Source organism: Streptomyces sp. NPDC094034 (assembly GCF_040303865.1).
Classification (GTDB): Bacteria; Actinomycetota; Actinomycetes; order Streptomycetales; family Streptomycetaceae; genus Streptomyces.
Genome location: NZ_JBEOUD010000035.1, coordinates 56,919 through 79,982, shown reverse-complemented (window position 1 = coordinate 79,982; position 23,064 = coordinate 56,919). Strand labels below are relative to the sequence as shown.

The following is a 23,064-nucleotide window of genomic DNA, read 5'->3' as shown; positions in this document are numbered from 1 at the left end:
CGCGTTCGGGCGGGCCCGCGGACGACCCGGGCGTCGGTTCCGGGCCGGCCGACCGCAGAGCCCCCCGGACCCTCGGGCGGCCGGCCCCGCTCACGCCCCGCTCACTCCCCGGGCCGCCAGTCGGGGCGGCGACCGCTCAGGCCGATCACCCGGTCCAGCAGTGGGGCGTCCTCGGGGACTTCGACCGGCGGCCCGAACACGCCGTCCGGAGCCGGGCCCGAGCCGCCAGGATCATCGGACCCGCCGGGTCCATCAGGCCCGCCGGACGCATCGGATCCATCAGGCCCATCGGATCCGTCGGACCCGGCCGCCGGGGGCGGTGCCAGCACCGCGAGCGACGCCCGGAGCGACGCCTCGGCGGGGGCGTACGGCAGCCCCGTGCTCCGCGCCAGGTCCCAGCCGTGGATCTGCACTTCATTGAGGGCCACCAGCCCGGCCACCGCGCCCGGCAGATCGACACCACCGACCCGGGTGCCGCCCTGCCAGGCGGCGGGCGAACGCCAGGATTCGGCCAGTTCGTCCAACTGCCGGGGGAGCACCTCACGCCAGTCGTCGGGCAGTACGGGAAGGGCGGCATCCGGCGGTGTGTCCGTCGTCGGCCCGGACTTCTTCGCCGCGGCGTCGCGGAACGCCACCGTCAGCCCGACGAGATGCGCCAGCACGTCCCGTACCGCGTAGTCGGGACAGGGCGTCGGGCCGGCGAGCTGATCATCCTTGATACCGCCCAGCAACCGCGCCGTCTCGTGGCACGCGGGGCCCAGGTCGAAGGGTTGCGTCTCGGTCTCTGTGTCCATACCAAGCAGACCGGCCCCGCCGCCAAAACTCATCGCTCCGGAACACATCGACCGGGCCCGTGGTTACACCCTGTTGTCCCGGGCGCGAGACAACCTGTCTCGAAGGATGGTCAATCATGGCTGGAAATAACCCTACGTATGTACGATCCAGTCGTTCCAGACCCCACTGCGACGCCGCGCGGGATCGAACCATTCCCTCAGACCGGAGCGAGTCCCGCATGTCCGTGCACACCCGTTCTTCCGAGCCGACCGAGGCCGCCGCGCGGCGGGCCGAGGAGGCGCGGGCGGCGCTGGAGACCTGGCGCGCCGCGCGGCAGGCCGCCGTGACCGGCCCCACAGGCAACTTGGCGCTGGTGGAGACCCGTTGGCTGGAGCCCGGCGTGGACGCCGCCGAGGAGCGGGCCGGGATCGCGGTCCCGGACGGTGTGACCGTAACCACCGTGCGGCGCGCCAACCTCCATACCGGCGAGCCGGAAGAGGCGCTGCGCTTCTGGGACGCGGACGCTCCGGCCATCCGGCATTTCTCGCATATCGCCGCATATCCGTTCCATCCGGACTGGGTGGTCGAGGCCACCTTCACTCCGGTATCCACCGACCGACGGGTGCCGTTCGAGCACATTCGCGACAGCGGAGGCAGTCGCGAACTGGTTGTGCCCGGCGATATCCACGTCACACTGGACGGCGTGGACTACACACTGTCGGCCTTCGACGACGACGGGACACTCCTCCTGGTCTTCGGTGACCCGACGAACGGCGGCGACACCTACGGCGCCGGCCGCTTCCTGTTCGTCCCGCACGAGGCCGGCGGCGAAACGGTCGTACTGGACTTCAATCGCGCGTTCGTGCCGCCGTGCGGATTCTCCGCTCAGTACAACTGTCCACTGCCGCCGCGGCAGAACCGGCTGCACCTGCCCGTCGAGGCGGGCGAGAGGCTTCCGGTCTTCCGCGACGGCTACACGGTCAACTGAGCACACCCAAGGCACCACAGCCGGCACCCACCGCCCCTCCCCGCGGCCCCGTCCGGCAGTCGATCAGGAGTAGAAGTGATGAGAAAGTCCGTACCGCTGCTCGGCGGCACCCTGGTGGTCACCCTGTCCCTCGCCCTCACCGCCTGCGGCTCCGGGACCGGCACGAACAGCAAATCGCCCGCCGGCTCGTACGACAAGAACGCGACCGTCGGGATCGGCTCGCTCTACGAACCGCAGAATCTGGACAACACCGGAGGCGGCGGGCAGGGCGTGACCGAGGCGCTCAACGGCAATGTCTACGAGGGGCTGTTCAAGCTCACCGACAGCGGCAAGGTCGAGAAGCAGCTCGCCAAGGACTACACTGTCAGCCCGGACGGCCTCACCTACACCTTCACCCTGCGCGACGGCGTGAAGTTCCACTCGGGCAAGGCCCTCACCTCCGCCGATGTGAAGTACAGCATCGAGAAGGTCCGGGCCGAGAACTCCCAGTCGGCGCGCAAGAGCAGCTTCGACATGGTCAAGTCGATCGCGACCCCGGACCCGGCCACCGTCGAGGTGACCCTGTCGTCCAAGTCGATCTCGTTCGTCTACAACCTCAGCTATGTGTGGGTGGTCAACTCCGCGGCCAAGGACCTCAAAACCTCGGAGGACGGCACCGGCCCCTACACCCTGGACAAGTGGACCCGGGGCTCCGCGCTCAGCCTGGCGCGCTTCCCGGGGTACTGGGGTACGGCGGCGACCAACGCGAAGGTCGTCTTCCACTACTACAAGGACGCGACCGCCCTCAACAACGCGCTGCTCACCAACGCCGTGGACGTGGTGACCAGCGAGCAGAGCCCGGACGCCCTCGACCAGTTCAAGAACAACCCGAACTACAAGGTCAACGACGGTAACTCGACCACCAAGCTGCTGCTGGCCTTCAACGACCGCGTCAAGCCGTTCGACAACGTCACGGTGCGCAAGGCCGTCAGCTCCGCGATCGACAACAAGAAGCTGCTCCAGTCGGTCTGGGGCGACCACGGCACACTGATCGGCTCGATGGTGCCGCCCACCGACCCCTGGTACGAGGACCTCACGAAGGTCAACCCGTACGACGTGACGCTCGCCAAGAAGCAGCTCGCCGAGGCCGGCTACCCCAAGGGCTTCAGCTTCACGCTCGACACCCCCAACTACGACCCGCACCCGACGGCCGCCACCTTCATCAAGTCGGAGCTGGCCAAGGTCGGTATCAAGGTCGACATCAACGTCATCACGCCGGACGAGTGGTACACCAAGGTCTACAAGAACCACGACTTCAGCGCGACGCTCCAGGAGCATGTCAACGACCGCGACATCGTCTGGTACGGCGACCCGGACTTCTACTGGGGCTACGACAACAAGCAGGTCACCGAGTGGGTGAAGCAGGCCGAGCAGTCGGACACCACCGACCAGCAGACCGCCCTGCTGAAGCGGGTCAACCGGCAGATCGCCGAGGACGCGGCGAGCGACTGGCTCTACCTCTACCCGCAGATCGTGGTGGCCAGTACCAAGCTGTCGGGCTACCCGCTCAACGGTCTCAACTCGCAGTTCCACGCCTACGGCATCAAGAAGAGCTGACGCCTCACCCCGCCGTGCGGGCCCGGTCGCCACACCCTCCCCGGACCCGCACGGCGCGGTCCCCGCCTCCGTCGATCGGTCCCCCGCCTGATGATCTCCTATCTGCTGCGACGGCTGGCCTTCCTGGCCGGCTCACTGTTCCTGGCCAGCGTGGTGCTCTTCCTGCTGCTGCGGCTGCTCCCGGGCGACCCCGCGAACTCCCTGCTCTCGGTCGGCGCGAGCCCGGAGCAGATCGCCGCCGCCCGCCATGAGATCGGCTCGGACCGCCCCGTACCGGAACAATTCGTTCAGTGGCTCCGTCAACTGGCCACCTTCGATCTGGGGAACTCGTTCGTCAGCACTCTCCCGGTCGGCCCGGAGATCACCTCCCGGCTCGATGTCACCGTCCCGCTGACGCTGCTCTCCTTCCTGCTGGCCGTGGTGATCGCCGTCCCCGTCGGCTTCATCGCGGCGCACCGGTCGGCCACCTGGTACGGGACGCTGATCAGTGGAGTCTCCCAACTGGGGATCGCCGTACCGGTCTTCTGGATCGGGATGATCCTCATCACCGTCTTCGCGCTGCGCCTCGGAGTACTGCCCGCCGGAGGGTTTCCACAGGACGGCTGGGCGCGGCCGGGGGAGGCGCTCACCTCGCTGGCGCTGCCGGTGATCACCGTCGCGCTGGTGATGCCGGCCTCCCTCGTCCGGTACGTACGGTCGGCCGCGCTGGATGTCCTCGGCAGCGACTATCTCCGTACCGCGAGGGCCCTGGGCTCGTCGTTCAACCGGGCGATGTGGCGGCACGGCATGCGCAACGGCGCCGTACCCGTCGTCTCCGTCCTCGGGATCGAACTCGCCACCACCCTGCTGGGCGCGGTGGTGGTCGAGACGGTGTTCGCGCTGCCCGGCCTTGGCAGCCTGCTCGCCCAGGCCGTCGCCCAGCACGACTACCCCACGGTCCAGGGAGTCCTCTTCGTGAGCACCTTCGCGGTACTGGTCATCGGATTCCTCAGCGACCTCGCGCAGCGGCTGATCGATCCCCGGCTGCGCGGCCGACTGTCGGGAGGCGCACGATGAGCGAGCGGACCGACCTGAACCCCGGCCCGAGCGGAGAAGCGGACTCCGCGCCGGCCGCCACCCCCACCGTCGAGCGCGCGAAGACGCCCCCGGTCACTCGGCGCCGTCGCTCCCCGGCCCTGGTGAGCGGCTGCGTCCTGCTCGGGCTGATCGTCGTGACCGCGCTGGTCTCGCTGTTCTGGGTGCCGTACGCCCCCGAGGACACCACGGGCGGCCGGCTCACCCCGCCCGGACTGCCGCATCTGCTCGGCACCGACAAGCTCGGCCGCGATCTGCTGACCCAGCTCATGGCGGGCGCCCGTATCGCGCTGGAGGCCGGCCTCGGTGCGACCGCGATCGGGGCGGTGCTCGGTGTGTGCTTCGGTCTCGCCGCGGGCTTCGCCACCCGATGGCTCGACGACACCCTCTCCACGCTGCTGGATGTTCTGATCGCCTTCCCCACCCTCCTGCTGGCGATGCTGATGGTCGCGGCCCGCTCCGCCTCGCTCAGCTCCGCGATCCTCGCCATCGGGCTCGCGATGACGGCCGTGGTGGCCCGGCTGACCCGGATCCTGGTCAAACGGGTGCTGGCGCAGGACTACATCACGGCGGCGCGCACCTCGGGCACCTCCTGGCCCCGTGTGATCACCGGCCATGTGCTGCCCAATATCTGGCCCACCCTGGTGGTGAACCTCGCCCAGCAGTTCGGCCTCGCCGTCATGGCCGAGGCGAGCCTGTCGTTCCTCGGGCTCGGTGCCCCGCCGCCGAACGCGTCCTGGGGGCGCATGCTCCAGGAGGCGCAGGCGACCGTGTTCACCGCCCCCACCGGGGTCATCGCCCCCGGAGTACTGCTGGTCATGCTGGTCGTGGGCGTCAATCTGATCGCCGACGGACTGCGCGACACCCTCGACCCCACCCGGCGGAGGACCCGATGAACGCGCGCGATCCGCGGGTGCTCGATGTCAGCGAACTGACGATCCGCACCGACCAGGGCCGGACCCTCGTCTCCGACCTGACCTTCTCGATCGACGCGGGCTCCCGGCTCGGGCTGGTCGGCGAGTCCGGCTCCGGCAAGTCCCTCACCGCGCTCGCCGTGCTCGGCCTGCTGCCACCCGGTATGAACGCCTCGGGCAGCATCGTGCTGAGGACGGCCCCGGACGCGCCGGGCACCGAAGTCGTCGGCGCGAGCGAGCGGCGGCTGACCGGTCTGCGCGGCCGGGCCGCCACCGTCGTCTTCCAGGAACCCCTCACCGCGCTCGACCCGCTGATGCGGATCGGTCGTCAGATCGCCGAACCGCTGCGCCGGTGGCGCGGGCTGCGCGGACCGGCGCTGCGCCGCGCGGTGGCGGAAGTCCTCGATCAGGTACGGCTGCCCGACCCCGAGCGGATCACCCGCGCCTATCCGCACGAGATCTCGGGTGGACAGCGTCAGCGGGTCGCGCTCGCCATGGCGCTGGCCTGTGAACCGGCCCTGCTGATCGCGGACGAGCCCACCACCGCCCTCGATGTCACGGTCCAGTCCGATGTGCTCGCGCTGCTGGACGGGCTGGTCGCCGAGCGGGACATGGCGCTGCTGTTCGTCAGTCATGATCTGGCGGTGGTCTCGTCCGTCACCGATCATGTCCTGGTGCTCAAGGACGGGTCGGCCGTGGAGTCCGGCAGTGTGGACGACATCGTGCGGCGCCCCCGGCACCCGTACACCCGGGACCTGGTGGACAGTGCCAGGCACCTCGAAAGCGCTCTGGAACGGATCGTCCGATGACCACTCCGATTCCGGCCACCCCGGCACCCGCCCCGGACCACCGGGCCGCGGCCCCCTCGATCCTGACCGCGCGGGAGGCGGGGTTCGCCTACCGGGGCGCCCCGCCCGTACTGCACGGCGTCTCCCTCGACATCACCGCGGGCCAGAGCCTCGGACTGGTCGGCGAGTCCGGCGCCGGCAAGACCACGGTGCTGCGGCTGCTGCTCGGACTCGCCCGCCCCACCAGCGGGCGGATCCTGTTCGACGGGGACGAGCTCAGGCTCCGCGACCGCGCGCTGATGCGCCGCTTCCGGCGGGGCGTGCAGAGCGTGTTCCAGGACCCTTACTCCTCACTCGACCCCCGGCAGCGGGTCAGCGGTATCGTCGCGGAGCCGCTGCGCTCGCTCGGTCTGAGCCGGCCGGTGGCGCGTGGGGAGGAGGACCCCCGGGTGGCCGCCGCGCTGGAGGCGGTCGGTCTTCCCGCCGACGCCGCCCGCCGTTATCCGCACGAGTTCTCCGGCGGCCAGCGCCAGCGCATCGCCATCGCCAGGGCCACGGTGTGCGAGCCCCGGGTGCTGCTGGCCGACGAGCCCGTCAGCGCGCTCGATGTCACCACCCGGGTCAGGATCGTCGATCTCCTCGTCGAGTTGAAGGAGACGCGGGGGCTGACCATCGCGATGGTGTCGCACGACCTGTCGGTGGTGGCGGCGCTGTGCGAGCGGACGGCGGTGCTGGAACACGGGCGGGTCGTGGAGCAGGGCGACACCGCGTCGGTCCTGGGCTCGCCCTCGCACCCCTACTCGCGACGGCTGATCGCGAGCGTACCGAGGCTTCCGTCGGCCAAGACTCTTTGAGACCAGGACCGCGACCGGGACCGCGACCGGCACCGGCACCTATACCGGCAGCGCGACCGGGACCGGGGGCGTCGGGCACGCGAAAGCCCCCGGCGCCGTGCGGGGCACCGGGGGCGGTTCCCGCCCGGGGAGGCGTCAGCCGCGCAGCTGCTCGTACGCCGGGAGCGTGAGGAAGTCCGCGTAGTCGTCGTCCAGCGCGACCGTCAGCAGCAGATCATGGGCCTGCTGCCAGCGGCCGGCGGTGAAGGCCTCCTCGCCGATCTCGGCGCGGATCGCGGCGAGTTCGTCGGCGGCGAGGCCCCTGGCCAGTTCCGGGGTGGCGCGTACGGTGTGGCCGTCGTGGTCGAACTCGACGCCCGCGTTGATCCACTGCCAGATCTGCGAACGCGAGATCTCCGCGGTCGCGGCGTCCTCCATCAGATGGAAGATCGCGACCGCGCCCATGCCGCGCAGCCACGCCTCGATATAGCGGATGCCGACCTGGACGGCGTTGCGCAGGCCCTCGTACGTGGGCCGCGCGTCGAGCGAGTCGATGGCGATCAGATCGCCCGCGGCGACGGAGACGTCCTCGCGCAGCCGGTCCTTCTGGTTCGGGCGGTCGCCGAGGACCGCGTCGAAGGAGGCCATCGCGATCGGGACCAGATCGGGGTGGGCGACCCAGGAGCCGTCGAAGCCGTCGTGCGCCTCGCGGTCCTTGTCGGCCTTGACCTTCTCGAAGGCGACCTTGTTGACCTCGGCGTCGTGCCGGGACGGGATGAAGGCGGCCATGCCGCCGATCGCGTGGGCGCCGCGCTTGTGGCAGGTGCGGACGAGCAGTTCGGTGTACGCGCGCATGAACGGCGCCGTCATCGTGACCGCGTTGCGGTCCGGCAGGACGAACTTGGCGCCGCCGTCACGGAAGTTCTTGACGATCGAGAAGAGATAGTCCCAGCGGCCCGCGTTCAGCCCGGAGGCGTGGTCGCGCAGCTCGTAGAGGATCTCCTCCATCTCGTACGCCGCGGTGATCGTCTCGATCAGCACCGTCGCGCGGATGGTCCCCTGTTCAATGCCCAGACGGTCCTGCGCGAAGACGAAGACATCGTTCCAGAGGCGGGCCTCCAGATGCGATTCCGTCTTCGGGAGGTAGAAGTAGGGGCCCTTGCCCAGCTCGATCAGGCGTGTGGCGTTGTGGAAGAAGTACAGCCCGAAGTCGACCAGCGCGCCGGGCACCTGTTCGCCGTTCAGCTGGAGATGACGCTCCGCCAGATGCCAGCCGCGCGGGCGCATCACGACGGTCGCGAGTTCACCGGCGTCCTTGAGGGCGTACGACTTGCCGGAGCGCGGGTCGGTGAAGTCGATACGGCGCTGGTACGCGTCGCTCAGATTGAGCTGACCGAGAATCACATTCTCCCAGGTGGGGGCCGAGGCGTCCTCGAAGTCGGCGAGCCAGATCCGCGCACCGGAGTTGAGCGCGTTGATGGTCATCTTCCGGTCGGTGGGACCGGTGATCTCCACTCGGCGGTCCTCCAGCGCGGCCGGTGACGGAGCGACCCGCCAGCTGTCGTCCGCGCGGATCGCCGCCGTCTCCGGCAGGAAGTCCAGGCTTGAGGTACGGGCGATCTCGGCGCGGCGCTCGGCGCGGCGGGCGAGAAGCTCGTCACGGCGCGGGGTGAAACGCCGGTGCAGCTCCGCCACGAAGGTGAGGGCCGCGTCGGTGAGCACTTCGTCCTGGCGGGGCAGCGGTTCGGCGTCGACGACGGCCAGCGGGGAGGGCGCTGGTGCGGACATGAGCTGTCACTCCTTCACGGGCGGTGCCCGGGACCGCCGGCCGGCCCGGGACGGCACGGAGTGCCATGGCAGGGGGTACGGTCGCGGGCGCCGTGCGGGGGGTCGGGCGCTTCTGACCTGTGGATAATAGTTTCCTCATGGTGGAAGTTCAATGGTTTGTTGATATCGAGATTCTCCTGGTCGAGCGACCGTGGCGCCGAGTGCCACCGTCCTCACTCAAGGTGCGACAGATCTTCCTCCGTGTCGATGTCATACGCCCGCGCGACATCCCCGCACTCCACCCGCACGATCTCGCTCTCATGCGCCCGCAGATACGCGCGCGCCCCGCGATCGCCCTCCGCGTCCGCCGCGATCTCCGCCCATCGGCGGGCGCCGAACAGCACGGGATGGCCGCGCGTCCCGTCGTACGAGGCCGCCACGAGCGAATCCGGGGTGCGGTACGCGCCCACCACCCGGGCCACCGCCGCCGCGCCGATCCCCGGCTGGTCCACCAGCAGGACGACCACCGCCGCCGCGTCCGTGTCCGCCAGCGAGGCGAGTCCCGCGCGCAGCGAGGACCCCATGCCCTCGGCCCACCGCGGATTGTCGACCAGTTCGCCGCCCGGCAGCGCGGCCCGGCTCCGTACCTCCTCGGCCGCCGCCCCCAGCACCACACGCACCGGTCCACAGCCCCCTTCGCGCAGCGCCCGCGCGCCGTGCTCGACCAAGGGCCGCCCTCGATGCGTCAGCAACGCCTTGGGCCGGCCCCCGAGCCTGCGCCCGCCACCCGCGGCGAGCAGCAGTCCCGCGATCACGGGAGGGGGCGGGTCGGGCGGATTCATCTCGTCCTGTGTGCCTGGCATGGGTACTGCGTACCTCATTCCGTCCCACTTGGGTCCGTGGAGTGGCGCGTACCACGCGTAATGGCGTTAACTTGCCCGCGAACCTTGGCGCTTGACCACCGTCCGAGGAGTCGGCCTTTTGGCATATACCGGTACAGGAACGTGCCCGGCGCAGCGGTGTGTGCGGGCGAGGGGCAAGGGGGACAGCTTTGTTGCGGAGCGTGGGGCAGACGCCGGTGGCAGAGAAGGGCGAAGACCCGAGGATCGCGGAGCTACGTGCCGCGGTGTCCCGGCTCAGACGTGAACTGGCCGGTTATCAGGCAGAGTTCAGGGACCGCGCCATCGCGGAGGACGAGCTGGCCGCCCTCGCCGAGATGGTGGCGAGCGGTGCTCCCGAGGCGTCCCGTATGCGCCGTTCGCTGCTGCTGATCGTGGGCTCGATCGGTTCGGTCAGCGCGCTGGGGCAGGCACTGATGGGGGTACGGGCAGCCGTCGACCTCTTCGGGGACGCGCCCCGCCGCCCCTGACCGGCCCCATCCGGGGGCTCAGACGTGCGGCTGGGCCTGTGCCGTGTTCGCCAGCGCCTCGGAGAGATCGCGCGCGACCTCCTGGAGCACCGGGACGATCCGCTGTGTGGCCTCCTCCGTCACCCGGCCCGCCGGACCCGAGATGGAGATGGCCGCGGCCGTGGGGGAGTCGGGGACCGGAACCGCCAGGCAGCGGACGCCGATCTCCTGTTCGTTGTCGTCGACCGCGTACCCCACTCGGCGCACCTGCTCCAGAGCGTCCAGGAAGCCGTCGGGTGTCGTGATCGTCTTCTCGGTGGCGGCCGGCATCCCCGTACGGGACAGCAGCGCGCGGACCTCCTCCGACGAGGTGTGCGCGAGCAGCGCCTTGCCCACGCCCGTGGAGTGCGGCAGCACCCGTCGGCCGACCTCGGTGAACATCCGCATCGAGTGCTTCGAGGGGACCTGCGCGACATACACGATCTCGTCGCCGTCGAGCAGCGCCATGTTCGCCGTCTCGCCGGTCTCCTCGACCAGCCGGGCCAGATAGGGCCGCGCCCAGGTGCCGAGCAGCCGTGACGCCGACTCGCCGAGCCGGATCAGCCGGGGGCCGAGCGCGTACCGGCGATTGGCCTGCTGGCGCACATAGCCGCAGGCCACCAGCGTGCGCATCAGCCGGTGGATGGTCGGCAGCGGCAGCCCGCTGCTCGCCGAGAGCTCGCTGAGCCCGACCTCGCCGCCCGCGTCCGCCATTCGTTCGAGCAGGTCGAAGGCGCGCTCAAGGGACTGGACGCCGCCGCTGGCGGAGGCGGATTTGGTGGCGTCGGTGGTGCTGGCGCTGGACGACGGCACGTCAACGGTCCTTTCGAGGCGGGCGGGGCAGGCAAGCAGCCTACCGGGCCGGGTGACCGGGTACCTGATCAATCGTGGAGCGTATCTGCCGGTCAGGACGTTTCTGTCCGGTGTCCGCGGTCAATTGTGTGCGATGAGTCCATTCTATCTGGCGAAATCAGAGTTTCACTCTGTGGAAACAATCAAGCTCGGTCCGGTCTTGACTCGCCAGGGTTCGGAGTGAAGACTCCTTCAACAGTTCGTTGAATTTCGCTCAGTGAGGGGCACCTGTGTCCGATGTGAGCCTGGTACTGCGCTCGACGCGCGTCATCACCCCCGAGGGCGCGCGGGCGGCCTCGGTCGCCGTCGCCGACGGACGGATCGCGGCCGTTGTGCCGTACGACGCGCAGGTGCCGCCCGGCGCCCGGCTGGAGGACGTCGGGGACGACGCCGTACTCCCCGGCCTCGTCGACACCCACGTCCATGTGAACGACCCGGGGCGCACCGCCTGGGAAGGCTTCTGGACCGCCACCCGCGCGGCGGCGGCCGGCGGGATCACCACGCTCCTCGACATGCCGCTGAACTCCCTGCCGCCCACCACCACGGCCGCCCATCTGCGCACCAAGCGCGACGTGGCCCGGACGAAGGCCCATGTCGACGTCGGCTTCTGGGGCGGCGCCGTCCCGGACAACGTCACGGACCTGCGCGCGCTCCACGACGCCGGGGTCTTCGGTTTCAAGAGCTTCCTGTCGCCCTCCGGAGTCGATGAGTTCCCGGAACTCGACCAGGAACAACTCAGCCGCTCGCTCGCCGAGATCACCGGCTTCGGCGGGCTGCTGATCGTGCACGCCGAGGACCCCCACGAACTCGCGGCCGCGCCCCGCCGAAGCGGCCCCGGCTACGCCGACTTCCTGGCGTCCCGGCCGCGCGCCGCCGAGAACACGGCGATCAGGAGCCTGATCACCCAGGCCCGGCGGCTCGACGCCCGGGTCCACGTACTGCATCTGTCGTCGGCCGACGCGCTGCCGCTGATCGCCGAGGCCCAGCGGGACGGCGTACGCGTCACCGTCGAGTCGTGTCCGCACTTCCTGACCCTCACCGCCGAGGAAGTCCCGGACGGGGCGACGGAGTTCAAGTGCTGCCCGCCGATCCGCGAGGCCGCGAACCAGGACGCGCTCTGGCAGGGCCTCACCGACGGCACCATCGACTGCGTCGTCTCCGACCACTCGCCCTGCACCACCGATCTCAAGACCCCCGACTTCGCGACCGCCTGGGGCGGAATCTCCTCGCTCCAACTGGGCCTGCCCGCGATCTGGACCGAGGCCCGCCGACGCGGCCTGCCGCTGGAGGACGTCGCCCGCTGGATGTCCACGGCCCCCGCCGCGCTCGCCGGACTGACCCGCAAGGGCGCCATCGAAGCGGGACGCGACGCCGATTTCACGGTCTTCGCGCCCGACCAGACCTTCACCGTCGACCCGGCCCGCCTCCACCACCGCAATCAGGTGACGGCGTACGCGGGCAGGACGCTCCACGGCGTGGTCGGATCCACCTGGCTGCGCGGCACCCGGATCTACGACGGCGCGTTCACGCGACCCATCGGCCGACTGCTCGAAAGGAACGACTGACCGTGCCCGAAGCCCTGTTCACCGGTGACGCCCGCCCGTACCCCGGCGGCGACCCGTACGCCGACTACCGCACCACCGACTTCCCCTTCGCCCAACTCGCCGATCTCGCCGACCGCCGGCTCGGGGCCGGGGTCATCGCCGCCAACGACGAGTTCTTCGCCGACCGCGAGAACCTGCTGAAGCCCGGAGCGGCGGAGTTCGACCCGGAGCGGTTCGGGCACAAGGGCAAGATCATGGACGGCTGGGAGACCCGCCGCCGCCGCGGCACCGACGCCGACCGGCCGCACCCCACCGACGAGGACCACGACTGGGCACTGATCAGGCTCGGCGCGCCCGGGGTGATCCGGGGGATCGTCGTCGACACCGCCCACTTCCGCGGCAACTACCCCCGCGCGGTCTCGGTGGAGGCCACCTCGCTGCCGGGCGCCCCGTCACCGGGGGAACTGCTCGGCGACGGCGTGAAGTGGACGGTCCTGGTGCCCCGTACGGCCATCGGCGGCCACGCCGCGAACGGCTTCGCGGTCGACGTGGCACAGCGCTTCACCCATCTGCGGCTGAACCAGCATCCCGACGGCGGGATCGCCCGTCTCCGCGTCCACGGCGAGGTCACGCCCGACCCGGCGTGGCTCGGTGTCCTCGGTACGTTCGATCTCGTCGCACTGGAGAACGGCGGCCGGGTGGAGGACGCCTCCGACCGCTTCTACTCGCCCGCCACGAACACCATCCGGCCGGGCCGCTCCCACACGATGGACGACGGCTGGGAGACCCGGCGCCGCCGGGACAGGGGGAACGACTGGATCTGTTACCGCCTGGTGGAGCAGGCGGAGATCCGCGCGATCGAGATCGACACGGCGTATCTGAAGGGCAACGCGGCGGGGTGGGCGACGCTGTCGGTACGGGACGGGTCGACGGGGGCGTGGACGGTGCTCCTGCCACGGACGAGGCTTCAGCCGGACACGAACCACCGGTTCGTGCCGACGGCGGCGGTGGTGGCGACGGATGTGCGGCTGGACATCTTTCCGGACGGCGGGATCTCGCGGCTGCGGGTGTTCGGGGGGTTGACCGAGGGGGGCGCGGCGAGTTTGCGGGCGCGGTATGGGGAGCGGTAGCCGCGGGGCGCATCCGGCGGTGGGTGAAACACACCGGCACCGCCACGAGTCGTGGCCGGCCGGACCAACGTCCACGTCCTGGTGACTTTGGTAGCTTCCACCCCGCCGAGGGACCCGGCTCCCACCCTCGCTGCGTAACTTTGTCGATATGACACGCACGGACTATCCCTGGCTGCTCCCCTCGGAGATGATCGACCCGCGAGGCCCCGAGCTGCCCGGCGACCGCGGCAGAGCCCGGCCGCGGCGGACCGTGCGCGACTGGATCATCGACACCCTGATGTTTCTGATCGCGGCCGCCATCGGGCTGATCGCCCTGGAGGCCGGCGAGAAGGCCGGTAACTCGGACAACATCGTCCTCGTCGACACGATCGTGGGTGTGCTGGCCTGCTGCGCGCTGTGGACGCGGCGCCGCTGGCCCGTGGGGCTCGCGCTGGTGCTCGCCGTGGTCAGCACGGTGGCCCCGGTCACCGGCGGGGCCACGGTCGTGGCGCTCTTCTGCGTGGCCGTGCACCGGCCGTTCAAATATGTCGCTCCTGTCGCCGGGCTGTCTCTGGTGGCCGGGTGCCTGCAAACCTGGATCAGGCCCGATCCGAGTACGCCCCTGACGACCGGGCTCATCGCGACCGTCGTGCTGATCCTGATGGTCACCGGCTGGGGCATGCTCGTACGGGCCAGGCGCCAGCTGGTCGTCGCGCTGCGCGAGCGGGCGACGCGGGCGGAGGCCGAGGCCGAGCTGCGGGCCGAGCAGGCGCAGCGGCTCGCCCGGGAGGCCATCGCGCGGGAGATGCACGATGTGCTCGCGCACCGGCTGACGCTGCTCAGCGTCCACGCGGGCGCTCTGGAGTACCGGCCGGACGCGCCGGCGCCCGAGGTGGCCAGGGCCGCCGGGGTGATCCGGGACAGCGCGCACGACGCGCTCCAGGATCTGCGCATGATCATCGGGGTGCTGCGGGCGCCCGGTGACGAGGGCGACCGGCCGCAGCCCACCCTGGTCACCCTGGACGCGCTGGTCGCCGAGTCGCGTGAGGCCGGCATGAGCGTGACTCTGGACAGCCGGATCGATGACCCGTCGGCGGTGCCGGCCGCCACGGGCCGTACCGCCTACCGCATCGCCCAGGAGGGCCTGACCAACGCCCGTAAACACGCGCCGGGCACGGAGGCCACCGTCGAGGTGACCGGGGGACCGGGGGACGGGCTCACCGTAGAGGTGCGCAACCACGCGCCGCGGGGGGAGGTCCCGAAGGTGCCGGGTTCCGGCCAGGGGCTGATCGGGCTGACCGAGCGCGCGCTGCTGGCCGGCGGCCGGTTCGAGCACGGAGCCACCGGCGACGGCGGATTCGCCGTCCGCGCTTGGCTACCGTGGGCCGCATGAGTATCCGGCTGATCATCGTCGACGACGACCCCCTTGTCCGCACGGGACTGACGTTCATGCTCGGCGGCGCCGACGACATCGAGATCGTCGGGGAGGCCGCCGACGGCGCCGAGGTCCCGGCGCTGATCGAGCGGACCGCGCCCGATGTGGTGCTGATGGACATCCGGATGCCCGGCGTGGACGGTCTGACGGCCACCGAGACGCTGCGCCGCCGCCCGGGCGCCCCGGAGGTGCTGATCCTGACCACGTTCCACGCGGATGAACAGGTGGTGCGGGCGATGCGCGCGGGAGCGGCCGGATTCGTTCTCAAGGACACCCCGCCCGCCGAGATCGTCACCGCCGTGCGGCGGGTGGCGGCTGGGGATCCGGTGCTGTCACCGGCCGTCACCCGCCAGCTCATGACCCATGTGGCGGGAGCGGCCACCGGCACCCGGCGGGACACCGCGTCGGACCGGCTCGGCTCTCTCGCCGAGCGCGAGCGGGAGGTCGCGCTCGCCGTGGGCCGCGGCCAGTCCAACGCCGAGATCGCCGCCGGGCTCTATATGAGCGTCCCCACCGTCAAGGCCCATGTCTCCCGGATTCTGGCCAAACTCGGCCTCAACAACCGCGTTCAGATCGCCCTGTTGGTGCATGACGCCGATCCGGCCACGGAGGCGGAGGGCGCCCGGAACGGCGACCCACGCTGATGCGATCGCGGTGATCGAACCGGCATGGTCTCCCCGGCCTCCGTGGTGCGAGGGCCGCCGGTGCGCCGGTAGGGACGGGGGGCTCCCCGCTCAGCCGTCCTGGGCGGGGATCTCCGACAGCGGCACCGGGCGTCGCTCGCGCCGGGACCGCTCGCACGCCTCCGCGATCCGCAGTGCGTGCAGCGCCTCCCGGCCGTCGCACGGGTTCTCCAGCTCGCCGGAGACGACCTGGAGGAACGCGTCCAGCTCGGCCTCGTACGCCGGTGCGAACCGCTCCAGGAAGCCGGGCCAGGGGTTGTCGGAGGGCGGCGGGCCCTTCGGCTCGGTCGAGGTGATCGGCGTACGGTCGTCCAGTCCGACCGCGAACTGGTCCAGTTCGCCCGCCAGTTCCATCCGTACGTCATAGCCCGCGCCGTTGCAGCGGGTGGCCGTGGCGGTCGCGAGTGTCCCGTCGTCCAGGGTGAGGACCGCGGCGGCGGTGTCCACGTCGCCGGCCTCGCGGAACATGGCGGGACCCGCGTCCGAACCCGTCGCGTACACCTCCACCACCTCGCGTCCGGTCACCCAGCGCATGATGTCGAAGTCATGCACCAGACAGTCGCGGTACAGGCCGCCGGAGAGCGGCAGATACGCGGCGGGCGGCGGCGCCGGGTCGGAGGTGATCGCCCGTACGGTGTGCAGCCGGCCGAGTCGGCCCGACCGTACGAGCTCGCGCGCCGCGCCGTACCCCGCGTCGAAGCGGCGCATGAAGCCCAGTTGGAGCACCGTGCCCGCCGACTCCACCGCGCGCAGCGCGCCCAGTGTCCCCGGCAGGTCCAGGGCGATCGGCTTCTCGCAGAAGGCGGGGAGCCCGGCCCGGGCGGCGCGGCTGATCAGATCGGCGTGCGAGGAGGTGGCCGAGGCGATCACCACGGCGTCCACGCCCGAGGAGAAGACCTCGTCGACGGAGGGGGCGGCGGTCGCTCCCGTACGTTCGGCGACCCGCGCCGCGCGGGCCGCGTCGGTGTCCGCGACCACCAGCGAGCCGACGTCGCGATGGCGGCCGAGTACATCCGCGTGAAAGGTGCCGATACGGCCGGTTCCGATGAGTCCGATGCGCATGGCCCCCAAGGTGGCCGGGGGCCCCTCGTCATGTCAAGCGTTTGTCCTGACAATCGAACGTATCGACTTCCCGTCAACATGCCGTGCGGTTACGCTCACCCCGTGCCCCAGCAGCCGAGATCAGCCCAGCCCGGACAGGACACGCCCGGACCGGAGACGGATCACGCCACGCCGCTCCAGCTCAGCGTCGACCGCACCAGCCCGGTCCCGCTCTACTTCCAGCTCGCGCAGCAGCTGGAGGCGGCCATCGAGCGGGGCGGACTGGCGCCGGGGAGCCTGCTCGGCAATGAGATCGAGCTGGCGGGCCGGCTCGGACTGTCCCGGCCCACTGTCCGGCAGGCCATCCAGTCCCTGGTCGACAAGGGGCTGCTGGTGCGCCGTCGGGGCGTCGGCACCCAGGTCGTACACAGCCAGGTCAAGCGCCCGCTGGAGTTGAGCAGCCTCTACGACGATCTGGAGGCGGCCGGTCAGCGCCCGGCCACCCGCGTGCTGCGCAACACCGTCGTGCCGGCCACGGCCGAGGTCGCCGCCGCGCTGGGGGTGGCGGAGGGCGTGGAGGTACGGCTCGTGGAACGGCTGCGATACGCGCACGACGAGCCGATGGCGTATCTGCGCAACCATCTGCCGATCGGGCTGTTCGAGTGCGACACCGCGCGTCTGGAGACGACCGGTCTCTACCGGATGATGCGCTCCGCCGGGATCACCCTGCACAGCGCCCGGCAGACGGTCGGGGCGCGGGCCGCCACCGAGGAGGAGTCCGAGCGGCTCGGGGAGCCCGCGGGGGCCCCGCTGCTCACCATGGAGCGGACCACGTTCGACGACACCGGACGGGCCGTGGAGTTCGGCTCGCACATCTACCGCGCCTCGCGATACTCCTTCGAGTTCCAGCTGCTCGTCCGCCCGTGACGGCCCCGACGCCTTCGTCGCTTCGTAAGAATGTACGGACAAAGTATTGACGCCTCCATGGAGGCCCGGCTAGAACTCCCCCCAGCCGCAACGGGGCGGCCGGGACAGGAGGCGGATCCATGGCGCGAACCCCTCGCAGGACGCGAACCACCGGAAACGGCGGGCGGGAAGCGGGCCCGGCTCGCCCGGCAGCGCACCCGCCCCGGCACCCGCCGACCGGCCGCCGAGCGGGCATGACCGATACTTGGGCGGCGGCGGGACCGAACGGGCCCCGGCCGCACCGAGGAGTACGGCAAGAAGGGCGCGGCGTCGTGGCAAGGGTTCGGACAGGAGTACGCGCGACGAGCGCCGTGCTGGCGGCGGTACTCGCGGCCTCGGTTCTCGCGGGATGCAGCAGCACCGGCGGCAAGCGCGCGGAGGACCGGGCCAAGCAGGCGGCCGCCCAGGGGCGGGCCGCGGTGGACACCCCCGAGTGGACCGTGGCCATGGTCACCCACTCGGGCAGCGGCGACACCTTCTGGGACATCGTGCAGAGCGGCGCCAAGCAGGCGGCGGCCAAGGACAACATCAAGTTCCTCTACGCCAACAGCGACGAGGGCCAGCAGCAGGCCCAGCTCGTCCAGTCCTACATCGACAAGAAGGTCGACGGACTGATCGTCACGCTCGCCAAGCCCGACGCCATGAAGGCCGTCGTGGAAAAGGCGGTCAAGGCCGGTATACCGGTGATCACCGTCAACTCCGGCGCGGCGGAGTCCGCGTCCTTCGGCGCGCTCAGCCATATCGGCCAGGACGAGACCATCGCGGGCGAGGCCGTCGGCGACGAGCTGGACAAGCGCGGCAGGAAGAAGGCCCTCTGCGTCATCCACGAGCAGGGCAACGTCGGCCATGAGCAGCGCTGCGCCGGAGCGAAGAAGACCTTCGACGGACAGCTCCAGAACCTCTATGTCGACGGTACGAACATGCCCGACGTCCAGGCGTCCATCGAGGCCAAGCTCCAGACCGACAAGAGCATCGACGCCGTCGTCACCCTCGGCGCCCCCTTCGCGGACACCGCCGTCAAGGCCAAGGAGTCCGCGGGCAGCCAGGCCGAGATCGACACCTTCGACCTCAACGCCAAGGTCGCCTCCTCGCTCACCTCCGGCGCGCTCGGCTTCGCCGTCGACCAGCAGCCCTACCTCCAGGGGTACGAGGCCGTGGACCTGCTCTGGCTCTACCGGTACAACGCCGATGTCCTCGGCGGCGGACGCCCCGTACTGACCGGCCCGCAGATCATCACGGAGAAGGACGCCGGCGCGCTCGCCGCGTACACGAAGCGGGGCACCCGATGACCACGACCGCCCCACCGGTCGACGACCGCCCCGGCGGGAGCGCGGGCGCCGACGAGCGGCTGCTGCACGCCTCCCCGCTGCGTAAGCTGCTCGGCCGGCCCGAACTGGGCTCGGTCGTCGGCGCGCTCGCCGTCTTCGTCTTCTTCTCGTTCGTGGCGGACTCGTTCCTCCAGCTGTCCAGCTTCGGCACCGTCCTGTACGCGGCCTCCACGATCGGGATCATGGCCGTCCCGGTGGCGCTGCTGATGATCGGCGGCGAGTTCGATCTCTCCGCCGGTGTGATGGTGACCAGCTCCGCGCTGGTCTCGTCGATGTTCAGCTTCCAGATGACCGCGAACGTATGGGTCGGCGTCCTGGTGTCGCTGCTGGTCACGCTGGCCTTCGGGGTCTTCAACGGCGTCATGCTGACCCGTACGAAGCTGCCGAGCTTCATCATCACGCTGGGCACCTTCCTGATGCTGACCGGCCTCAATCTCGGACTGACGAAGCTGATCAGCGGCACGGTCTCGACCAAGAGCATCGGCGACATGGAGGGCTTCCCCTCCGCCAGGAAGCTCTTCGCCTCCCAGCTCACCCTCGGCGGTGTCGAGCTGAAGGTCACCATCCTGTGGTGGGCCGGTCTGGTCGCGCTCGCCACCTGGATCCTGCTGCGTACCCGCTTCGGCAACTGGATCTTCGCGGTGGGCGGCAACGCCGACGCCGCCCGCGCGGTCGGTGTCCCGGTCCTCAAGACGAAGATCGCGCTGTACATGGGCGTGGCCTTCTGCGCCTGGATCGCGGGCCAGCATCTGCTGTTCTCGTTCGATGTCGTCCAGTCGGGCGAGGGCGTCGGCAACGAGCTGATCTACATCATCGCGGCCGTCATCGGCGGCTGTCTGATCACCGGCGGCTACGGCTCCGCGATCGGCTCGGCGGTCGGCGCGTTCATCTTCGGCATGACCAGCAAAGGCATCGTCTACGCGGAGTGGAACCCGGACTGGTTCAAGTTCTTCCTCGGAGCGATGCTCCTTCTGGCCACCCTGCTCAACGCGTGGGTGCGCAAGCGTGCGGAGGCGACACGATGACGGACGGCACAACGGCGGACGGGACAACGACGCACGGGACAACGACGCACGGGACAGCGACGGACCGCGCCTCGGCGGGCACCACGAGCGGCGCGCTGGTCGAACTCGACAACGTCAGCAAGTACTACGGCAATATCCGCGCCCTGGAAGGCGTCTCGCTGGAGGTCCACGCGGGCGCGATCAGCTGTGTGCTGGGCGACAACGGCGCGGGCAAGTCCACCCTCATCAAGATCATCGCCGGGCTGCACCGGCATGACGCGGGCGACTTCCTGATCGAGGGCGAGAAGACCGCCCTCGCCTCCCCGCGCGAGGCCCTGGACCGCGGGATCGCCACCGTGTACCAGGACCTCGCCGTCGTACCGCTGATGCCCGTCTGGCGGAACTTCTTCCTCGGCTCCGAGCCCACCAAGGGCTCCGGCCCGTTCAAACGGCTCGATGTCGCCCTGATGCGCGCGACCACCCGCGCCGAACTGCTGCGGATGGGCATCGATCTGCGCGATGTCGACCAGCCCATCGGCACGCTGTCCGGTGGTGAGCGCCAGTGTGTGGCCATCGCCCGGGCCGTCTACTTCGGCGCGAAGGTCCTCGTTCTGGACGAGCCGACCGCGGCGCTCGGGGTGAAGCAGTCCGGAGTGGTGCTCAAGTACGTGGCAGCCGCACGTGACGCGGGACTCGGAGTGGTGCTCATCACCCACAACCCGCACCACGCGTATCTGGTCGGTGACCGCTTCGTCCTGCTCAAGCGGGGCGTGATGGCCGGCAGCCACACCAAGGACTCCATCACTCTCGATGAGCTGACGCGGCAGATGGCGGGCGGTTCCGAGCTGGAGGAGCTGAGTCATGAACTGGAGCGCGCCCCCGCGCCCACCCCTGTCGGCGGCCACCCCGCCGCACGCCCCGGTGACGGCCCCGAGAGCGAGGACTGAGCCCGGAGGCGACCGTCACCGCCGGACCCCCGCCGGGCCGCACAGCCAACCAACCCGCCACGGATGGCACAATCTGGCACGGCGGACACCGTCCGCCGCCGCCGCCCGTCCGGGCCCGGCGGCTCCCGACCCCGCAGGGACGACACGACTCGTGCGCGTACGCAGCCGCCCACTCACCCGGCACGGCGAACCGGAGCCGCTCGCGCCCACGGACGAGGCCGGGGAGCCCGGCCGATGAGCACATACCGCGACTTCGCACACCGCGGCACCGCCCGCGCCACCGTCCTGCGGACCGCCGGCACCCGTGAGCGCCGTTCCCTCCTCACCGCGCCCCGGGTCCCGACCGTCGGCATCGACATCGGCGGTACGAAGGTGATGGCCGGCGTCGTCGATCCGGACGGCAACATCCTGGAGAAGCTCAGGACCGAGACGCCGGACAAGTCCAAGAGCCCCCGGGTCGTCGAGGACACCATCGTCGAGCTGGTACTCGACCTCTCCGACCGCCACGATGTGCACGCCGTCGGCATCGGCGCGGCCGGCTGGGTCGACGCCGACCGGTCCCGCGTGCTGTTCGCGCCGCACCTCGCCTGGCGCGACGAACCCCTCAGGGACGCGATCTCCTCACGGCTCGCCGTCCCCGTGATGGTCGACAACGACGCCAACGCCGCGGCCTGGGCGGAGTGGCGCTTCGGCGCCGGGCGCGGCGAGGACCATCTCGTCATGATCACGCTCGGCACCGGTATCGGCGGCGCCATCCTGGAGGACGGCCGGGTCAAGCGCGGCAAGTTCGGCGTCGCCGGTGAGTTCGGCCATATGCAGGTCGTGCCCGGCGGCCACCGCTGCCCGTGCGGCAACCGCGGCTGCTGGGAGCAGTACAGCTCGGGCAACGCCCTCGTACGGGAGGCCAGGGAGCTTGCCGCCGCCGACTCGCCCGTCGCGTACAACATCATCGACCGGGTCAAGGGCAACGTCCATGACATCACGGGACCGCTGATCACCGAACTCGCCCGCGAGGGCGACGCCATGTGCATCGAGCTGTTCCAGGACATCGGCCAGTGGCTCGGGGTCGGCATCGCCAACCTCGCCGCCGCGCTCGACCCGTCCTGCTTCGTCATCGGCGGCGGGGTCAGCGCCGCCGACGATCTGCTGATCGGCCCCGCCCGTGACGCCTTCCGCCGCCATCTCACCGGCCGCGGCTACCGCCCCGAGGCACGGATCACCAAGGCGCAGCTCGGCCCCGAGGCGGGCATGGTCGGCGCCGCCGATCTCGCCCGGCTGGTGGCCCGCCGCTTCCGCCGCGCCAATCGCCGCCGGGTGGAGCGCCACGAGCGGTACGAGAGATACGCCCAGGCCATCCGCACCGCCCGCCCGACGCAGGAACCCCGTACGACCCAGGAACCGCCCTCATGACCATCGAGCTACCCGTGCCGGTGCGCGACGAGGGCGGCAAGCCGCCCGAGGACCGCGGGCACCGCAACCGCCGCCGCTGGCTGACGGCCATCGTCATCGTCCTGCTCATCGGCATCCCGGCCGGCTACCTCGTCATCTCGGCCGGGCAGAGCCGCGACAGCGGCCGGAACAAGGAGGCCGAGTCCTCGGCCACCGGTCTCCAGCAGCTGCGCCCGTCCAAGATGAAGCGCCGCATCTTCGAGGTGCCGATACCGCTGGGCGCCACCCGGGTGCGCTACTTCGAGACGAGCAACTGGAAGACCAGCAGGCTGTACGTCCAGTTCGACATCACCTCGGGACGGCTCGACACATTCCTGACCGAGATGGGCACCAGCCGCTCCGCGCTCCAGGACGGCGCCATCACGATCACGCCGCGCGACCGCCGCACGGTCGGCTGGAACTTCGACCTCCCCGGCCACGACTGGGCGGGCACCAGCCACCACCAGAAGAGCCCGCGGCCCAGTCAGGACGTGGTGGTGGACCTGACGGAGCCCGGCTTCCCGAGGGTGTACGTGGTCTCCACCACGACCCCGTGACGGCCGCCACGGCGAGCCGCTCCATCGTCACGCGGGGTGATCCGTACCC

At 70.7% G+C, this 23,064-nt stretch carries 22 protein-coding genes; 17 read left to right on the top strand and 5 right to left on the bottom strand.

The annotated features are described in order from the left end of the window. Positions 1-101 precede the first annotated feature (101 nt). A complete protein-coding gene (locus tag ABTZ59_RS27045; RefSeq protein WP_351418087.1) occupies positions 102-794 on the bottom strand; it encodes a TIGR03086 family metal-binding protein in 693 nt (230 codons plus the stop codon). Positions 795-1,012: 218 nt separating this feature from the next. Here ABTZ59_RS27045 and ABTZ59_RS27040 point away from each other — a divergent pair, with 218 nt between their 5' ends. From ABTZ59_RS27040 to ABTZ59_RS27015, 6 genes are all read left to right on the top strand, one after another. Next, positions 1,013-1,762, top strand: a complete 750-nt coding sequence (locus ABTZ59_RS27040; RefSeq protein WP_351418082.1) for a DUF1684 domain-containing protein — start codon at positions 1,013-1,015, stop codon at positions 1,760-1,762. Positions 1,763-1,840: 78 nt separating this feature from the next. After that, on the top strand, positions 1,841-3,358 hold the full coding sequence (locus tag ABTZ59_RS27035; RefSeq protein ID WP_351418078.1) for an ABC transporter substrate-binding protein: 1,518 nt from the start codon (positions 1,841-1,843) through the stop codon (positions 3,356-3,358). 90 nt (positions 3,359-3,448) lie between these two features. After that, entirely contained in the window at positions 3,449-4,414 is a 966-nt protein-coding gene (locus ABTZ59_RS27030) for an ABC transporter permease (protein WP_351418071.1), read from the top strand. Continuing rightward, positions 4,411-5,328, top strand: a complete 918-nt coding sequence (locus ABTZ59_RS27025) for an ABC transporter permease (RefSeq protein ID WP_351418061.1) — start codon at positions 4,411-4,413, stop codon at positions 5,326-5,328. The genes ABTZ59_RS27030 and ABTZ59_RS27025 overlap by 4 nt, the downstream gene beginning before the upstream one ends. Beyond that, the gene (locus tag ABTZ59_RS27020; protein ID WP_351418055.1) at positions 5,325-6,155 is read left to right on the top strand and encodes an ATP-binding cassette domain-containing protein; all 831 of its coding nucleotides are present in this window, start codon (positions 5,325-5,327) and stop codon (positions 6,153-6,155) included. The genes ABTZ59_RS27025 and ABTZ59_RS27020 overlap by 4 nt, the downstream gene beginning before the upstream one ends. Next, a complete protein-coding gene (locus ABTZ59_RS27015) occupies positions 6,152-6,988 on the top strand; it encodes an ABC transporter ATP-binding protein (RefSeq protein WP_351418046.1) in 837 nt (278 codons plus the stop codon). Before ABTZ59_RS27020 ends, ABTZ59_RS27015 begins: the two co-directional genes overlap by 4 nt. Positions 6,989-7,123: 135 nt before the next feature. On the opposite strand, the gene aceB is transcribed toward ABTZ59_RS27015, so the two are convergent. Together aceB and ABTZ59_RS27005 are read right to left on the bottom strand one after the other, a co-directional pair. Continuing rightward, positions 7,124-8,755 (bottom strand): malate synthase A, encoded by a 1,632-nt coding sequence (gene aceB / locus ABTZ59_RS27010; protein ID WP_351418039.1) that lies wholly within the window; start codon positions 8,753-8,755, stop codon positions 7,124-7,126. A 212-nt stretch (positions 8,756-8,967) separates the two neighbouring features. Next, positions 8,968-9,597 carry a nucleotidyltransferase family protein gene (locus ABTZ59_RS27005; protein ID WP_351418036.1) on the bottom strand — a complete coding sequence of 210 codons (630 nt, stop codon included), beginning with the start codon at positions 9,595-9,597 and terminating at the stop codon, positions 8,968-8,970. Between the two features lie 188 nt (positions 9,598-9,785). Here ABTZ59_RS27005 and ABTZ59_RS27000 point away from each other — a divergent pair, with 188 nt between their 5' ends. After that, positions 9,786-10,103 (top strand): DUF5955 family protein, encoded by a 318-nt coding sequence (locus tag ABTZ59_RS27000; protein ID WP_249947709.1) that lies wholly within the window; start codon positions 9,786-9,788, stop codon positions 10,101-10,103. Positions 10,104-10,121: 18 nt separating this feature from the next. Here the strand turns inward: ABTZ59_RS27000 and ABTZ59_RS26995 are convergent, their stop codons facing one another. Beyond that, positions 10,122-10,934, bottom strand: coding sequence for an IclR family transcriptional regulator (locus tag ABTZ59_RS26995; protein WP_351418027.1), 813 nt, complete (start codon positions 10,932-10,934; stop codon positions 10,122-10,124). Between the two features lie 269 nt (positions 10,935-11,203). Between ABTZ59_RS26995 and allB the strand changes: the two genes are divergently transcribed. The 4 genes from allB to ABTZ59_RS26975 all read left to right on the top strand — a co-directional run bounded on the left by allB (position 11,204) and on the right by ABTZ59_RS26975 (position 15,705). Further along, positions 11,204-12,538 carry an allantoinase AllB gene (allB, locus tag ABTZ59_RS26990; RefSeq protein ID WP_351418020.1) on the top strand — a complete coding sequence of 445 codons (1,335 nt, stop codon included), beginning with the start codon at positions 11,204-11,206 and terminating at the stop codon, positions 12,536-12,538. Further along, a complete protein-coding gene (gene alc, locus ABTZ59_RS26985; protein ID WP_351418170.1) occupies positions 12,535-13,647 on the top strand; it encodes an allantoicase in 1,113 nt (370 codons plus the stop codon). Before allB ends, alc begins: the two co-directional genes overlap by 4 nt. 148 nt (positions 13,648-13,795) lie before the next feature. Then, complete coding sequence (locus tag ABTZ59_RS26980) at positions 13,796-15,019, top strand: sensor histidine kinase (RefSeq protein WP_351418016.1); 1,224 nt, start codon at positions 13,796-13,798, stop codon at positions 15,017-15,019. Beyond that, a complete protein-coding gene (locus tag ABTZ59_RS26975) occupies positions 15,016-15,705 on the top strand; it encodes a response regulator transcription factor (RefSeq protein ID WP_351418011.1) in 690 nt (229 codons plus the stop codon). The genes ABTZ59_RS26980 and ABTZ59_RS26975 overlap by 4 nt, the downstream gene beginning before the upstream one ends. A 90-nt stretch (positions 15,706-15,795) precedes the next feature. On the opposite strand, the gene ABTZ59_RS26970 is transcribed toward ABTZ59_RS26975, so the two are convergent. Next, positions 15,796-16,806, bottom strand: coding sequence for a Gfo/Idh/MocA family protein (locus ABTZ59_RS26970; RefSeq protein WP_351418007.1), 1,011 nt, complete (start codon positions 16,804-16,806; stop codon positions 15,796-15,798). Between the two features lie 102 nt (positions 16,807-16,908). Here ABTZ59_RS26970 and ABTZ59_RS26965 point away from each other — a divergent pair, with 102 nt between their 5' ends. From ABTZ59_RS26965 to ABTZ59_RS26940, 6 genes are all read left to right on the top strand, one after another. Continuing rightward, the gene (locus ABTZ59_RS26965; RefSeq protein ID WP_351418003.1) at positions 16,909-17,712 is read left to right on the top strand and encodes a GntR family transcriptional regulator; all 804 of its coding nucleotides are present in this window, start codon (positions 16,909-16,911) and stop codon (positions 17,710-17,712) included. A gap of 311 nt (positions 17,713-18,023) precedes the next feature. Next, positions 18,024-19,040 (top strand): sugar ABC transporter substrate-binding protein, encoded by a 1,017-nt coding sequence (locus tag ABTZ59_RS26960; protein WP_351417996.1) that lies wholly within the window; start codon positions 18,024-18,026, stop codon positions 19,038-19,040. After that, a complete protein-coding gene (locus tag ABTZ59_RS26955) occupies positions 19,037-20,104 on the top strand; it encodes an ABC transporter permease (protein ID WP_351417991.1) in 1,068 nt (355 codons plus the stop codon). Before ABTZ59_RS26960 ends, ABTZ59_RS26955 begins: the two co-directional genes overlap by 4 nt. Further along, positions 20,101-21,030, top strand: coding sequence for an ATP-binding cassette domain-containing protein (locus tag ABTZ59_RS26950; RefSeq protein ID WP_351417984.1), 930 nt, complete (start codon positions 20,101-20,103; stop codon positions 21,028-21,030). Before ABTZ59_RS26955 ends, ABTZ59_RS26950 begins: the two co-directional genes overlap by 4 nt. Before the next feature lie 234 nt (positions 21,031-21,264). Further along, entirely contained in the window at positions 21,265-22,440 is a 1,176-nt protein-coding gene (locus ABTZ59_RS26945) for an ROK family glucokinase (RefSeq protein ID WP_351417973.1), read from the top strand. After that, positions 22,437-23,015: a hypothetical protein gene (locus ABTZ59_RS26940; protein ID WP_351417964.1), complete on the top strand. Its 579-nt coding sequence runs from the start codon at positions 22,437-22,439 to the stop codon at positions 23,013-23,015. Before ABTZ59_RS26945 ends, ABTZ59_RS26940 begins: the two co-directional genes overlap by 4 nt. Positions 23,016-23,064: the final 49 nt, after the last annotated feature.